The organism is Deltaproteobacteria bacterium, assembly GCA_035063765.1.
In the GTDB taxonomy this organism is placed as follows: Bacteria; Myxococcota_A; UBA9160; order UBA9160; family PR03; genus CAADGG01.
The window spans coordinates 15,529-30,705 of the sequence record JAPSFT010000006.1; the positions used below are offsets into that span (position 1 = coordinate 15,529).

Below are 15,177 nucleotides of genomic sequence, written 5' to 3' on the forward strand. Positions count from 1 at the left end.
GCGCGCGTCGCTCCCGGGGCCGTCGCTGCAGGTGAGAAGGACCGGAGGAGTAGAGCGCGGAGGAGGCGGCGGGACGGTACGAAACGGCCGGCGTGCATGCCAGGAAGACCCCGAGGGGCAAACCGGATCAGCGGAGCACGCCCTGGCGCAGCAGGCGGATCAGGATCGGCACGGCGTGGAGGACAGGGCGACGGCGCTGGCGCTCGCTCAGCTCGACGCGCACGCCGCTGTGCCGCTCGACCTTGAAGATCGCGTAGTCCACCCAGCCGTCGAAGGTGGCCGGCGCCTTCACGAGGCCGGCGACGGCAAAGGCCTTCGCGAGCGGCCGGCGCAGGCGCCAGCGGCGGCGCGCACGCGCGCGCCAGGCCGGCTCCGAGGCCACCGCGAGCTCGCGCCCGCCGGCGAGCAGCCGCAGCCGGCCGCGCGCCTCGAGCTCCCGCAGCGCCGCCACCGCGACCCGGTCGAAGCGCTCGCCCTGCGCCGCGTAGAGCGCGTCGATGGTCTCGGCCTTCTCGCCGCGCAGCTCCGCGCGATAGGTCTCGCGAAACGCGGTCGTCCACAGCTCGGCCGGCTCGAAGCGCTGCACCGGGCCGCCGCCCGGAAGCCAGGTGAGCATGCGGTCGACCGCGGTCAGGGTCGCGCTGCGCACGGCCGCGAGCGCCTCGCCGCGCGCGGCCTCGTCGCGCACCCACACGAGCCGCGAGGGCTGGCAGAAGCGCGACCAGATGCGCGCGTCCACCCGCCGCCCGCGCGCGGCGCGCAGGAAGTGCCGGCGCGAGATCAGCGCGTACTTCGCGCGCAGCCGCTCGCCCCCATGATCGATCTCGACGTAGAAGACGTTGGGCGGGAGGAGCCAGCCGAGCAGCGCCTGGAGCCGCGAGCGGTGCGCGGCGCGGTAGCCGTCCACCAGCACGTAGAAGTCGAGCACCCCCTCGGTCGTGCCCCGGCGCAGGCAGGAGCCGTAGAACAGGACGGCCGACACACCGTCATGTCGCTTGCGGACGGCGCCGGCCATCCGCGCGACCGGCTCGGGGACCGGAGCGTGGAGCTCGGCCGCCAGCAGCTCGTCGAGCGCGGCCGCCCCCGCTGCCACCACGCCTGCCTCAGGCACGCAGGAAGCGCACGCCCTCGACGGCGCCGACGCGGACCACCCGGTCCGGGATCGGGTCGTAGAGCTCGCCGTCGAGGATGATGCCGGCGTCGAGCTGGACGGCCAGCTCGTGCACGTTGCGGCTGTGGTAGCCGTGTTCGGGGCGCGCGTGGGCGGGCGGGCGGCCGCGCAGGATGCCGGGCGCGGCGCTGCCGAAGCGGTACGCGCCGCCCTCGATGAGCGTGACCCGCAGCGGCGCCGGCTCCCGGCCCCAGAACGGGCGCATGCGCAGGAACAGACGCTCGAGGGTGCTGGTCATCGCGAGCAGCTGCTCGCGCGGCTCGAGCGCCTCGCCGTCGAGCGAGATGCGCATCTTGTCGGGCGTGAGCAGGCCGCGCATGCCGCCCACGACGGTGCGCGCGATCAGCACGCCGGTCACGACGCCGGCGCCGAACACGCCGCGCGCCTTGCCCTCGGGAAAGACGTGGTGGACGAGGTCGACGGCCCGGTGCAGGACGCCGAAGCCCAGGAACATCCCGTAGTGGACGCCCTCGGCCGTCTCGACCCGCAGCACCGGCCGGGTCCGGACGTGCTCGCCGAGGCGGCCGGCACGGTCCGCCGCGATCAGCTCGGCGAGTCCGCGCACCGGATCCTTGCGGGCGCCCAGGTCCATCGCGGTCATGTTCGTGCGCCCACCCCGGATCGGAGCGATCCAGGGCCGCCAGTCGCTCGCGGGGTTGCCGAGCAGATGGGTGAGCGCGTGCTGGATCGTGCCGTCGCCCCCGTTCAGCACCAGGATCTCGACGCCGGCGCGAGCGAAGTCGCGCAGCACGAGCGGCACGGCCGCGTCGCTCCCGGTCTCGGCGTGCAGGACGTCGGGATGGCGCGCCAGGAAGCGCAGCACCTTGTCGACCTTCGAATCGCGCTGGCCGGCGCGCAGGTTGGAGAGGACGCCGATGCGCATCGTCAGTTCCCTCCCGAGCCGGGTTCCAAGGCGGCCGCCGCAGGCACCCCGGCGCCCCCTGGCGGTTGCGGATTGGTCCAGGCGAGCTTCGCGAGCGCGGGGCCGCGCAGTGAGCGCGAGCCGCTCCGGAGCTCGAAGGAGGGCGTGCTCCAGGCGAGGCGCGGGCGCGTGCGCAGCTCGAGGGCGGCGCGCAGCGGCGCCGGGAGCCGGGCGAAGGGCTCGAAGACCCCGAGCGGCTCCCCGAACTCCGCTCGGCCGGCCAGGCCCGGCGCCGTGAAGCGCAGCCACGCGAGGTCTGGATAGCCGGCGGCGCCTGCTCGCCAGCCGAGCTCGCTCCCGCTCGGGGCGCCCTGGAAGACCGTGCGCCCGTCGCGCCGGACGAGCAGCCAGGCTTCGCGCGCTCCACTCGGTGTCTCGCTCTCGCGGAAGTAGAGGCCGAGCCCGGGCTCCATCGCGAAGAGCTCGACGGCGCGGCGCAGGCAGTCCACCTCGAGCCCGGGCGTCCAGCGGTGGGTGAGCGCGGCGAGCCCGCGCAGCGCGACCGGAGCCGCCGCGCGCCCGGGACGGAAGCTTCCCGTGGCGGAGCCGGCCACCTCGAGCACGTCGAAGTCGCAGCCGGGGCTCACATCCCGCGCCGGCCAGGCCGGCGCGCCCGCGCCTTCGATCGCGAGATCGATCCCGAGCTCGTTCTTGTCGACGACGAAGCGGCGCGTGGGACCTGCCTGGTCGAGGACGATCGACTGGAGGTCGAGACGCCGGCCGTTGTCTTCGAGCCGCCAGCCGCCTTCGCGCTCGCTGCGGGAGAAGCGATGAACCTTGCCGCCCGGCTCGACGAGCTCCCCCAGCACGACCGCCGTGCGCCCACCGGGCCCCGTGTTGGCGAGCGCGGCCGTGGCCACGAGCAGGTGCCCCGATTCGAAGCGCGCCACGAGGTCCCAGTACTCGCCGGCCAGCGCCCCCGCCGGAAGCCGGGCCCCCGGATCGCCCCGCTCGACGCTCGCGTCGCTCCGGGCGCCGAACGCGAGCCCGCCGCCGATCGTCGCGAGCGACGCCGCCGCCACCACGGCCACCCGGCGGCGGAGCGCGGACGAGAGGGAGCGCGTGCGCAGCGGCGCTGCCGTCAGGGGACTTGCGCTCCTCTGGTCGAGGTCGGATCGGGCCTCCCGGACCGTCGGGGGTCGGGCATGGCCGGCGCCTCCTCGGATCGCCGCTGGAGGGAGCGGCTCTGGAACCGGCAGCGACCGGATCGGGGGCCGGGTGTTCCCGTGCCGGTGAGACCGTATCGTAACGCCTCCATGACCGACCGCTTCCAGTCCGGGGCTGCGCCCGGAGCTGCCTGTCCCGCCGGAGGCGGCTTCCTCACGCTCGCCCATCTCTCGGATCTCCACGCGACCGATGTCCGTCTTGGATCCCCGCGGGATCTGCTGAGCAAGCGCGCGCTCGGCTGGCTCTCATGGCGCCACAAGCGGCGCAAGGAGCACCTCCAGGCGGTGCTCGAAGCCCTGCTCGAGGATCTCCGCGCGCACCGCCCGGACCACGTCGCCGTGACGGGCGACCTGACGCACCTGGGCCTCCCGGGGGAGATCGAGGCGGCCGTCGCCTGGCTCGAGCGAATCGGGCCGCCCGAGCGTGTGGCGATCGTGCCCGGCAACCACGACGCCTACGCCGGGGCCGCCGGTGCCGAGCGCTGGGCACCCTGGCGCGCCTACCTGGGCGACGGCGCGGGGCGACAGGCGCCGCGTCCGGACCCGGCCGGCGACCCGGCCACGGCGGGCTTTCCCTGGGTGCGCCGGATCGGCTCCTCGCTCGCGCTCCTCGGGGTCTCCTCGGCGCGGCCCACCGCGCCGCTGCTTGCCACCGGAGTGATCGGCCAGGCGCAGCGCGCCCGCCTCGAGCAGCAGCTCGACGAGCTCGGGGCCGAAGGACGTACCCGCGTCGTGCTGATGCACCATCCGCCGATCCCGGCGGGCCAGTCGCGCCGCCGCCAGCTCGACGACGCGGAGGCGTTGCGGGCCCTGCTCGCGCGGGCGGGCGCCGAGCTGATCCTGCACGGCCACACCCACGAGAGTCATCTCGGCGAGCTGCCCGGGCCCCACGGCGCGATCCCCGTGATCGGCGTCCCTTCGTCGTCGTCGATCGGGAAGCGTCCGGCGCGGCGTGCGCGCTACCACCTCTATCGCATCGAGCCCCGGCGCGACCCGGCCGGGGCGCCGGCGTGCCGGCTCTCCTGGCAGGTGCGGGGCTACGACGCCGGGAGCGGGCGATTCGTCGCGGAGGACGGCCCGCGGGCCTGGACGCCGGGCGCTCGATCGCAGCCGGCCGGCGGGGAGCCGGCGAGCGGGCCGGCCGGTCCGCCCTGAGGTGGCGCGAAGCAGCGCCCTTCCGTCAGGACGCGGTCCGCCGGGCGGCCAGGACCCGGGCAGCGGCCTCGAGGTCGGCGGCGCCGTCGACGTCGATCGCGCACTCGGCAAAGGGCATGCGGATCGCGGCGGCCCGCACGCCCATCGCGGCCGAGACACGGGCCACCGCGGCGTCGAGCGGGAGGCGGCCGAGCGCGAAGCGCGCGAGAGTGACCGGGCCGAAGAGCGCGGCCATCCGCCACGGTCGCTTGCGGACGACCTCGGCGCGGACCCAGAAGCGCGCCGCCTCGGCGGCGCGGGGCGTCCGGAAGCAGAAGAGGTTCGCCCCCGTGACGGCGTCGTCGCCGAGCGGGATGAAGGTCCGGCGCACGCGCGGAAACCGGGCCCGGAACAGGGAGGCCTCGACCACCGCCACCGCGACGTCGGCGCCGGTGGCGTCGGCCGCCCCCAGGAAATGCCGCACCATGGCGGGCGTCAGCAGCGGGTGATCCGCGGTGGTGACGAGCACGGCACCGCCGCCGGACTCGCGCACGAGGAAGTCGTGGACGCTCGCGGCGGGCGAGCCCGCGCTCGCGTGGTGGCGCAGCCAGCCCTCCGCCACCCAGGCGCGCAGCACCGGCGTCGCCTCGAGCAGGGCCGCATCGCCGGCGCTCACGAAGGTGGGGCGCGTGCCGACCGCCTCGCGCAGGCACGCGAGCACGCGCTCGATCATCGGCGTGCCGTCGACCTCGACGAGCGCCTTGGTGGCGGTGGGCAGGCCCATCTCGCCCTCGCCCGCGCGCCGGCCGGCGAGCACCAGGACGCGCGCGATGCCCGGATCGGTCATGGGTGGCCCTACCTGCCCCCGGCGCCAAGCCGGATCTGGGCAGGACCCCGGGGGCTCCGGCACCGGCCGGAACGGGGCTCCCACCCGCTGGAACGATGCAGCGTGCGGACCCGGCCCGATCACCGGCCCTCGCGACGCACCGTGCGGCGCAGGATACCGCCCGCGGGGCCCGCCGGACCGCTCCCGGTCCTCGTTCCTCCTCCACCGCGACCGCTTCCCATCCTCGCTGTCTTCCCCTCCGGCTTGCTCCAAGGCGAATGGAAGGCGAAGATCGGGAGGTGCCCCACCCCTCGGACTACGTCGAGCTGCGCTGCGCCAGCGCCTTCTCGTTCCTGGCCGGCGCCTCGAACCCCGAGGATCTGGTCGACCGCGCCGCCGGGACGGGGCATCACGCGCTCGCGCTCGCCGACCGCGACGGGCTCTACGGGATCCCGCGCTTCCACCAGGCCGCGCAGGCCGCCGGCCTCGCGGCGATCGTCGGCGCGCGCGTGCGGGTTCTCGGCGGTCCCGAGCTGCTCCTGCTGGTCGAGACGGCGCGCGGCCATCGCCACCTCGCGCGGCTGCTCACCGCCGCGCACGCGAAGGGCGGCAAGCACGCGCCCCGCTTCGTGACCTGGGACGAGCTCGAGGCGCACGCGGGCGAGCTCGTCGCGCTCGTGCGCGGCGACGCCGCGCTCTCGGCGGCGGCGCTCGACCGCGTGCGCGCGACGGCCGGCGCCGGGCGCACCTGGGTCGACGTCTCGCGCCACCTCGACCGCCGGCTCGAGGCGGCGGCACGCCGGGCAGCGGCGCTCGCCGAGGCCTGCGGCGTGCCGGTGGTGGCCAGCAACGACGTCCGCCACGCACGCGCGGCCGACCGCGTGGTGCTCGACGTGCTCACCTGCCTGCGCGAGAAGACCTCCCTCGACGGCGCCGGGCGGCGGCTCGCGCCGAACGCCGAGCGGCACCTGAAGCCGCCCGCCGAGATGGCGCGCCTGTTCGCCGACCGCCCCGACTGGCTGCGCGCGACGCGCGCCGTGGCCGAGCGCTGCGCCTTCCGGCTCGACGCGCTCGGCTACCACTTCCCCGCCTTTCCGACACCGGACGGCGTCTCGCAGCAGGAGTGGCTGCGCCGGCTCACCTTCGCAGGCGCCCGGCGTCGCTACGGGAGCCCCCTCCCCGATCGCGCACGCCGCCAGCTCGAGCACGAGCTCGCGGTGATCGCCAAGCTCGATCTCGCCGGCTACTTCCTGATCGTCGAGGACCTGGCGCGCTTCGCGCGGGAGCGCGGGATGCTGGCCCAGGGCCGGGGCTCCGCCGCCAACAGCGCGGTCTGCTACGCGCTCGGCATCACCGCGGTCGACCCGGTCGGGATGGAGCTGCTCTTCGAGCGCTTCCTGTCCGAGGAGCGCGGCGAGTGGCCCGACATCGACATCGACCTGCCCTCGGGCGAGCCGCGCGAGGCGGTGATCCAGTACGTCTTCGCGCGCTACGGAGCGCGCGAGCCCGCGGGAACCACCGGGACGGGCGCGGCGATGACCGCCAACGTGATCACCTGGCGCACGCGGCTCGCGGTGCGCGAGGTCGGCAAGGTGCTGGGGCTCGACCCGGGCGCGATCGACCGGCTCGCGAAGCTGCTCTCGACGCTCGCGCTGCGCGAGGACCTCGACGAGACGCGCGCGCTGCTGCGCCAGGGCGGCGTGGACCCGGGCGCGCCCCAGGTGCGCGCGCTGCTCGGGCTGGTCGGGCGGATGACCGGGCTCCCGCGCCACCTCGGCCAGCACCCGGGCGGGATCGTGATCGCCGCCGGGCGCCTCGACGAGGTGGTGCCGATCGAGCCCGCCGCGATGCCCGGCCGCCGCGTGATCCAGTGGGACAAGGACGACTGCGCCGATCTCGGCATCATCAAGATCGACCTGCTCGGGCTCGGCATGCTGAACGCGCTCGAGCGCACGATCACGCTGGTGCGCGAGCACGAGGGCGTCGCGATCGACCTGGCGCGGCTGCCCGCCGACGACGCTGCCACCTGGGCCATGATCCAGCGCGCCGACACGATGGGCACCTTCCAGATCGAGAGCCGCGCGCAGATGGCGACGCTCCCGCGCATGAAGCCGGCCTCGTTCTACGACCTGGTCGTGGAGGTGGCGATCATCCGCCCGGGCCCGATCGTGGGCCGCCTCGTGCACCCCTACCTGAACCGGCGTGCCGGCCGCGAGCCCGTCACCTATCCGCACCCCTCGCTCGAGCCGATCCTGCGCCGCACGCTCGGCGTGCCGCTGTTCCAGGAGCAGCTCCTGCGCATCGCGATGACCGCGGCCGGCTTCGGCGGCGGCGAGGCCGAGGAGCTGCGCCGCGCGATGGGCTTCAAGCGCTCGCGCGAGCGCATGGAGCGGCTCGAGGCGCGCCTGCGCGCCGGCATGACCGCCCGCGGGATCACCGGCCCGGCCCAGGACGACGTGGTGCGCGGCATCACCTCCTTCGCCCTCTACGGCTTCCCCGAGTCCCATGCCGCCAGCTTCGCCCTGATCGCCTGGGCCTCCGCCTGGCTCAAGCAACACCATCCAGCGGCCTTCCTCGCCGGCCTCCTCGACGCCTGGCCCATGGGCTTCTACTCCCCGGCGACACTGGTCCAGGACGCCCGACGCCACGGCGTCGCCGTCCTGCCGATCGACGTCGCCCACTCTTCGTGGCAATGCACCTTGGAAGCAACCACGCGTGCTCCCGCGAACCCCGAACCCCCCGCCGTCCGCCTTCCCTTCCGCTTCGTCCGCGGCCTGCGCGAACGAAGCGCCCGCCGCATCGAAGCGGCCCGCGCCGAACGCCCCTTCTCCCACGCCGCCGACCTCGCCCGCCGCGCCGCCCTCGCCCGCGAGGAGCTCCTCGCCCTCGCCGAGCTCGGCGCGCTCGCCTCGATCGACCCCGCCGCGCGCACCCGGCGCGCCGCGCTCTGGCAGGTCGCCGGCCTCGAGCGCGACCCGCGCTCGCTCTTCGCCGGCGCCGCGCCCGCGAGCACCGATTCGCCGCTCCCCGAGATGTCCCCGCTCGAGGCGACGCTCGCCGACTACCGCACGAGCGGCCTCTCGACGGGCCCCCACGTGATGGCGCACCTGCGCGAGGCCCTCCAGGCGCGCGGCGTCCTCCCCGCCGCGGCGCTGCGCGCCGTCCCCGACGGCCGCCGCGTCCGCACCGCGGGCCACGTGGTCGTGCGCCAGCGCCCGGGCTCGGCGCAGGGCATGTGCTTCCTCACGCTCGAGGACGAGACCGGCACCTCGAACGCGGTCCTGACCCCGCCCCGCTACCGGCGCTTCCGCGCACCGCTCCACACCGCGCCGCTCGTCGAGATCGAGGGCCCGGTCCAGAACGTCGACGGCGTCGTCCACGTGCGCGTCGAGCGGCTGGCCCCGCTCGCACTCCCCGCGGACCTCGACGCCCTGCCGGCTTCACACGACTACCGCTGAGGTGCTTCCTCGGATCCCGACCGCCTGCGGGCCACCGCTCGCCCGCGCGACCGACGTCGAGGGCCAGCGCCCCGGGCGCCTCGGCCTCCGGCCCCGGGTCTGGACCGCCGGGAGCGCGAGCAACCCGAGGGCGAGCAGGCCAAGCGTCCCGGGCTCCGGCGCGAGGGCTGGCGTCGGCCTTCCCGGCGAGAGGTTCACGACGGCGTCGAGCTCGAAGGAATCGAGACCCGGCGTGAAGCCGTCGTCGTGGACGAGAACGCTCACCAGCTCGAGTGGACCGAGGTCGAGGCGGTCGAGATCGATCGCGATCAGCGTGTCCCGGGCATCCGGGCCGAACCCCGGCGTGTCCGCCGAGAAGATGATGAGCTCGTCCAGGCTCCCGAGCAGCAGCAGCGCTCCCGACGCGAGCCGGCCCCGGAAGCTCGCACCGTCGAGCCCACCGTCCTCGAAGAAGAAGAGCTCGGCGCCCTCCAGCGAGGGCCCTGCGCTGCGGATCCCGTCGCTCGTCACCGTGCGCTCGAAGGCGAGCTCGATCCCCCCACCCGTGCCGAGTGCCACCGCGAGCTGGCTGTCCGGCTCGACGCCGAAGCCGATGTCGTCGGGATCGAAGAGCGCGGCACTGCCGTCGAGGCCGAGATCGCCGTCGGACGCCGGCGCATAGTGGACGACGACGCTTGCCGGAAGCCCACCGGGGACACCGAAGAGGAAGGGCGAGGGGTCGGCGAGTCGGATCGACGAGGCCTGGACCGGAGAGGCGGGGAGTCCGGCGGCGATCAGGAGCAGCAGAAGGGACGAGGACGGCGTGAGGAGCCAGCGGTACATCGGCGGCATCTCCACTGCACAGTGTCGGATGAGCAGCGATCCACACCGTGGAAGTGGGCTACGCGCCGAGGGAGTGGCAGGCGGCGGGCGGCGGGCGATGATGCATCCTGGCGGAGAAGGTGTGCGGATCCACCGAGTTGCGCGCCTTCCCTGCCGGCTCGCTGCCGATCGGCGCGGCCCGGAGACGCGATCGGACGGGTTCTAGTCGCGCTCGCCCTCGAGGACCGCTCCCAGGTAGCAGACGTTCGCGGCATCCGCGGAAGCACGGACACGGACCCGGGTCGATGCCGGCACGAGCACCTCGAGGGTGAGGAAGTCCCGCGCGGCGATCCGGCGCGAGACGTCGTCGATGGTGATCGAGAGGCAGTCCGATCCCACGAAGGCCACGCTGAAGTCGATCTCGCCGGCCCGATCGGGATCGGGCAGTGGCTCCCAAGGGGGCGGCGGAACGACGCGTCTCAGGGTCGGTCGTTGGATCCAGCCAAGGGTCTCGTCCTCGCAGGCGCAGCGCGAGGATCCGAGGCTCGTTCCATCCCAGAGCGTCCCGCGATGATGGATCACCCGCAACGCGATCGGCCGCTCGATCCCGAAGGCGTCGCTGAACTCGCGCAAGGCGGCGGAGGCACCGGGGCCGAGGGCGTCGTCCTCTTGCGAGCAGCGGCGGACGTCCAGGCAGATCTGGAAGGCCGGGTCGGAGAGCACCGGGCGTGAGACGGCGAAGGTCCAGCGGAAGCGGGCCGGCAGCCCCCCGGCGCCGGTCTCGGGGCAATGCGGGACGTTCTGGTACAGCGGCCGCCCATGGACGGAACGCTCCGCGGACACGCCGAGCGCACCCTCGGCCACGAAGGCCTCCCCGAGGCTTCCCGCCCGGGAGTACGGGTCGGGTGCGCCACTCGAGCTGCACGAGCAGCCGGCGGCCGTCGCGAAGCCTCGGCGGGGAATCGCGCTGCCCGGGTCGTCGAAGCCGCCACTGCCAGCGGGAGGCCCCTCGGTGGTCCACCGGGTGGCTCCGGCGAAGCGGCTTCGGGTCGGCCGGGGAAGCCGCTCGTCACCGCCCCCCCGGCCCGGCAGGTTCTCGCGATCCCCGACGTACTCGCATTCGAGGGTCGAGGGCGAGGAGGCGGCTGCGGTCTCCGGATCGGGTAGGAGCCCGATCGGGAGCAGCAGCAGGAGGAGGAGCGCCCGGCGCAGCCGGGCCGGCCTGCGAACCGGGGTGGCGCAGCGCCGCCCCTGGCCCCTCGAACGGAGCCCGGCCGAGACGCGTCGGCGTGTCTTCCGCATCCTCGCTCCGAAACCGCAGGATCCCCGGTCCAGCAGCAGCGCCGCCCAGCATACCCACGGAAGTGGATCCGACACAAGCCTCATCGGAGTTGCGGAAGTCCCACGAGAAGGCTGGACGGGAGCGGCGGATCTGTGGTCCAATCCCTCGCCGTTGCACGACGAGGGAGTTGCCGAAGATGACGCTCCGATCCGGTTGCGATCAGCGGAGCGCCCGCCCCCGGCGCATCCGGAAGCAGCAAGAGCACGCGGAACGGTCCGGTGTCGGCCCGGATCTCGACGTCGGGGTCCGTCCCGCTGCGAGGCCCGGCGGGCGTGGCGGCCGCCGAGCCCACCTCGCAAGCTGGCTCCTGGGCCTACCCGCCGCCCTCCTGCCTTCCTCGCCCGCGGGGGCAGCGACTGCCTGGGCGGTGGTCTCCTTCGAGAGTCCGCCTCCGGTCGCGATCGGTTCGCTCGACCTCTCGCTGACCTTCGACCCCGCGATCCTGCAACCCGTCCTGGCCGGGAACCCCACCTTCCCGACCCTCGTCGACCCGATCGTCTGTGCGTTCGACCCGCCGTCCGCACCGTGCGCGTCCGCGGCGGGCGCCGCGGTGGATCTTCCCAGCGCGAACGCCAGCGCGCCGGGGAACGTCGACGTCGCGCTCCTCTCGGTCGCCGGCCTCGGCGCGAGCGGCGACGTCTTCGCCATCGAGTTCGATGCGATCGGAGCGGGTCCGCCCGACCTCGCGCTGGTCGTGGAATCGATCACCGACCCCGCGACGCTACCGATCCCTCCGGGCCAGCGTCCCGTGATCGCCGTCCGCCTCGTCCCGGAGCCCGAGGCCGGCGTTCTCGGCGCGGCCGTGGCCCTCGGCGCGCTCGCGCGGCGCCGCCGGCTTGCGCGCCGACACCGGTCGAGGTAGCGAAGCGGCCGCCCGCAGCAGCACCGCGGGCGGCCGGCATCGCTCCTCGGAGGCGAAACCCGCTCAGGGCGCCAGGGGATCCGCCGTCAGGTAGGCCGCCTCGCAGGACGACACGTCGGCGAAGACCCGTGCCCGCTCGCTGCCCGGCACCAGGATCCGGACCTCGATCAGGTCGCCCGGCAGGAGCAGACTGTTCTGCCGTCCTCCGAAGGGCTCGAGGAGGATCGTCTTGGGCTTGCAGCCCAGGAACTCCATGTAGTTGTACGGCCGCATGTCGGTCGGAACCCGCTCGAGGCCGGGCGTCGTGATCGCGTCCATCGGCCCTCCACACGGTGACTCGGTGTGGAGAGGTCCGCAGAAATGGACCACCTCCATCAGCGCCGGCTCGTTCGCCACCAGGTAGGAGGTCAGTCCCGGATCCACGCCCCCGCGCGGCGTGAAGGTCTGGGCCGGGCTGTGGTCGTCGCGCCAGGCGCGCTCGGCGCACAGGGAGCAGCTCACGTCCATCACGTCCTGCATCGGGAGATTGGAGACCAGCATGCGCCAGCTGAACAGGGCGGGTAGGCCGGGTTGGGGGTGCACGCCGGCCTTGCCAGGCGGAATCCGTGGAATGTTCGACCACACGCCCGGTCGCCCGATGACCTCGAGCGCGCCCTGGGTCGTGAAGGTCTCGCGCGAATCCACGTCCGGCTCCCCGTCCGGGAAGACGCCGCTGCCGAACTGGGTCCCGTTGCCGAGCGGCAGGGTGGGTACGAGCGAGAGCTGATCGTCGAAGCCGACCCCTTCGTGCTCCTTGCGCGTGCCCCCGCCGTCGTCGGGCGGCTTCGGGCACTGGTTCTTGTCGGCCCTCGCGCCGGCCTCGGCACGATCGCTCGCGCGGGTGGTCGAGCCCTCCAGGCCGAAGACCTCGGCGACGTTCTCGAAGGTCAGCGACTCGTTCGGCTCGAAGGGCTCGGCCGAGATGCCCGGCCACTCGCAGCGCACGACGACGCGGCCGCAGCTCGGATCGAGGATCCCGTCGAGACCGCAGTCGATGTCACCGGTAGAGGGGAAGGGGCTGGCCGGATTGGCGCGGAAGTCCGCCGGCGGCAGGGCGCCGGCGATCGAGGCCGTGAAGCCGCCGCCGCCGGTCGGTGTCACCGCGAGCGGGCCCGTCGGGATCGAGTCGGGCTCGCCCTCGGTGACCGCGCAGGTCGGGGTTCCGAGCGGGACCTCCGAGGACGGCGCGTCCTCGAGGCGCAGCGAATCGAACTCGAGCGAGCCGTCGTTGACGATCGTGTACTCGGAGCTGAAGACGAACGAGCCCGGAGCCGGAGGCTGGCAGGTGCCCCGCGCCTGCTTCTCGAGGGAGATGCCGGCCCGTGCCACCGTGAAGATGGTCTGGTCCTCCAGGCAGGTATCGTCCTGGGACCCGCTCTGCAGCCGCAGGACGAAGCGATCCACGTCGAAGGGACGCGGCAGATCGGCCGTCGCGACCTCCAGGAGGATCTCCCGGCTGACGCTGCCCGGCCCGGGAAGCGCCACGCCGCGCGTTCCGGCCGCGAAGCTGCCCACCAGGGCTCCCGCCAGCACGTCGCAGGGCTCCACCCGAACCGGGTCTCCCACCAGGAGCGGTCCGGCGCACAGGCCACCCTCCGATCCGGCGAGGCCGCTGAGCGCGAAGCCACCGACGTTCGTCTGGGTCACCGCCAGGCGGAAGTCCGCCAGGCCATCGGGCGGCACGTTGGTGTCGATCTCGACGGCATAGCCCTCCCGCTCGCCGATGCCGGCCTTGTCGAACTGGAAGGTGCCGGCGTTCGGATCGCCGTCACCGTCCCCGTCGCCGGCCCTGCCGCCCTGCAGGAATCCGACGCTCAGGACGCCGTCCTGATCGAGCGTGAAGCAGGCTTCGTTGATGTCCCAGCCCGAGCCGGTGATCGGGGAGTTGCCCTCGAGACAGGCAAGAGCGTCCTCGGGATCGGTCTGACAGGCGGCTACGGCGATGTCGGGGCGCGTTCCGTTCCCGGCGTCGATTACGGCCTGCTCGAGCGCCTGGAAGGAAGCCGGCTGCGCCGAGGCCGCGAGAGGCCATGCGAGCACGAGCAGGAGCGGCACGCGGAGGAGCGAACCGGCCTCTCCCCAACAGCGAGTCCGGAGGTTCATGTGCGATCTTCTCCTCGGGCCGCCACCGTTCTGGAGCCGACCCGCTTCCAGTTGTCCGTATCACGCCTCGCATCCGCTCCGGATCCTCCGCGCTGCATCCACTGCGAGCCTCAGCTCGCCCTCGACCTCGCCCACGGCCCTGCCACGACGCCAGCGGCGGCGGCAGGATCCGCTCAATCGTTCTCACCGAACACGACCACCTGCCCACTCGCAGGCGCGCGCGGTCCACGCCCGCCTCCGTTCGAGGGCGGTGCTCCGCCGTGTAGAGCCGGGTCGAAATTCGGTCCCGGATCGAGGGCCGGCCCTCCGGTCCTCGCGTAGCGCAGCCCGATGGCGGCGCCCTCCCGTGCGCTCCTGCTGCGGTGGTTCGCGGCGACCCACTCGAGCGCCGATACGACGCGGCCGGGGTCGAGGCCGTCGGCGAGGCGGCCCATGTCCATCGCGGCCGTCCGGACGATGTCGCTCGAGGGGTCCTGGAGCGCCGCGAGGTAGAAATCGGTGAGGCCCTGCCAGTCCGTGCTGTTCGCCGCGGCCTGGAGCTTCCGGTAGCGGACCCGCGTGTCGTCCGTCGCCTGGAAGTCCGCGATCAGCGGGGTCATGTCGTAGGCCGCGCGCGCGCGGAACAGGTCGACGGGGGCGACCTGATCGGATCGGGAGATCTCGCCCAGGGCCTCCGCCGCCGCTGCCTCCGCCTCCGTTCCCGCGAATCGACCGAGACCCAGGACGGCCATCCGTCCCAGGTCGGTTCCCGACTCCGCGGCCGCCAGGCCACGAAGCGCGTCGACGGCGGCGGTCGCTCCGGAGGCGGCGAGCGCTGCGACGGCGCGTTGCCGCTCGTCCGGGGAGGCCCCGGCGTCCTTCGCCAGCGCGACCGCGTCCGCGAGGCTCATCGCCGGCGCCGGCTCTGCCGTGGCCGGCGGTTCGCTCGCAGGCCCGCGGGCTGCCGCCAGGCTCGCGCGGATCGCGCCGAGCTCGGACGCGGAGCCCTCGCTGCGAGCGACGGCAACCACCCGCAGCAGGTCGTCGCCGCGGAACACCTCGATGCGGCCGAAGGAGCGGCCGAGGAGGCGGTCGAGCGCGCCGGGCTCCGCGAGCTGCTCCGCGGCGCCCGCCGGCAGCGCCAGGCCCTGTTCTCCGTCGAGGAAGTCGATGTGGGGCTCCGCCTGGCCGCCCCGGGCGGCAGGGGATACGAGGAGCCAGGAAAGGAGGACGGCCCATCCGGTTCGCGGCGTCGAGCGCGCTGTCCAGATGGGCCGGAGAGCCCGGAGGGAAGGGGACGCCGGGCGCAGGTGCCGTACCGGCCTGCACAGCGCCCCCTTCACCATCCTGTACATGGCTCTCGTCTCCTGCTCC

The 15,177-nt window shown here is 74.3% G+C and carries 11 protein-coding genes; 3 read left to right on the forward strand and 8 right to left on the reverse strand.

What is annotated here, in order from left to right:
- Nucleotides 1-127 precede the first annotated feature (127 nt).
- Genes OZ948_05365 through OZ948_05375 form a run of 3 tightly spaced genes read right to left on the reverse strand, consistent with a single transcriptional unit; the run spans nt 128 to nt 3,124 of the window.
- A complete protein-coding gene (locus OZ948_05365; protein ID MEB2344149.1) occupies nt 128-1,093 on the reverse strand; it encodes a hypothetical protein in 966 nt (321 codons plus the stop codon).
- 10 nt (nt 1,094-1,103) lie between these two features.
- Complete coding sequence (locus OZ948_05370) at nt 1,104-2,054, reverse strand: diacylglycerol kinase family protein (GenBank protein ID MEB2344150.1); 951 nt, start codon at nt 2,052-2,054, stop codon at nt 1,104-1,106.
- Between the two features lie 2 nt (nt 2,055-2,056).
- Nucleotides 2,057-3,124, reverse strand: a complete 1,068-nt coding sequence (locus OZ948_05375) for a hypothetical protein (GenBank protein ID MEB2344151.1) — start codon at nt 3,122-3,124, stop codon at nt 2,057-2,059.
- A gap of 225 nt (nt 3,125-3,349) precedes the next feature.
- On the opposite strand from OZ948_05375, the gene OZ948_05380 reads away from it, so the two are divergent.
- A complete protein-coding gene (locus tag OZ948_05380) occupies nt 3,350-4,414 on the forward strand; it encodes a metallophosphoesterase (protein MEB2344152.1) in 1,065 nt (354 codons plus the stop codon).
- A 25-nt stretch (nt 4,415-4,439) separates the two neighbouring features.
- Here the strand turns inward: OZ948_05380 and OZ948_05385 are convergent, their stop codons facing one another.
- A complete protein-coding gene (locus OZ948_05385) occupies nt 4,440-5,240 on the reverse strand; it encodes a nucleotidyltransferase family protein (GenBank protein ID MEB2344153.1) in 801 nt (266 codons plus the stop codon).
- Between the two features lie 278 nt (nt 5,241-5,518).
- Between OZ948_05385 and OZ948_05390 the strand changes: the two genes are divergently transcribed.
- A complete protein-coding gene (locus OZ948_05390) occupies nt 5,519-8,677 on the forward strand; it encodes an error-prone DNA polymerase (protein MEB2344154.1) in 3,159 nt (1,052 codons plus the stop codon).
- Here the strand turns inward: OZ948_05390 and OZ948_05395 are convergent.
- Nucleotides 8,660-9,499: a hypothetical protein gene (locus tag OZ948_05395; GenBank protein MEB2344155.1), complete on the reverse strand. Its 840-nt coding sequence runs from the start codon at nt 9,497-9,499 to the stop codon at nt 8,660-8,662. The genes OZ948_05390 and OZ948_05395 overlap by 18 nt on opposite strands.
- A gap of 201 nt (nt 9,500-9,700) precedes the next feature.
- On the reverse strand, nt 9,701-10,321 hold the full coding sequence (locus OZ948_05400; GenBank protein MEB2344156.1) for a hypothetical protein: 621 nt from the start codon (nt 10,319-10,321) through the stop codon (nt 9,701-9,703).
- A gap of 866 nt (nt 10,322-11,187) precedes the next feature.
- On the opposite strand from OZ948_05400, the gene OZ948_05405 reads away from it, so the two are divergent.
- Nucleotides 11,188-11,682, forward strand: a complete 495-nt coding sequence (locus OZ948_05405; GenBank protein ID MEB2344157.1) for a hypothetical protein — start codon at nt 11,188-11,190, stop codon at nt 11,680-11,682.
- Nucleotides 11,683-11,745: 63 nt separating this feature from the next.
- Here the strand turns inward: OZ948_05405 and OZ948_05410 are convergent, their stop codons facing one another.
- Both OZ948_05410 and OZ948_05415 read right to left on the reverse strand, forming a co-directional pair.
- Nucleotides 11,746-13,824 carry a hypothetical protein gene (locus OZ948_05410; GenBank protein ID MEB2344158.1) on the reverse strand — a complete coding sequence of 693 codons (2,079 nt, stop codon included), beginning with the start codon at nt 13,822-13,824 and terminating at the stop codon, nt 11,746-11,748.
- Between the two features lie 173 nt (nt 13,825-13,997).
- The gene (locus OZ948_05415; GenBank protein MEB2344159.1) at nt 13,998-15,158 is read right to left on the reverse strand and encodes a hypothetical protein; all 1,161 of its coding nucleotides are present in this window, start codon (nt 15,156-15,158) and stop codon (nt 13,998-14,000) included.
- Between the last annotated feature and the right edge of the window lie 19 nt (nt 15,159-15,177).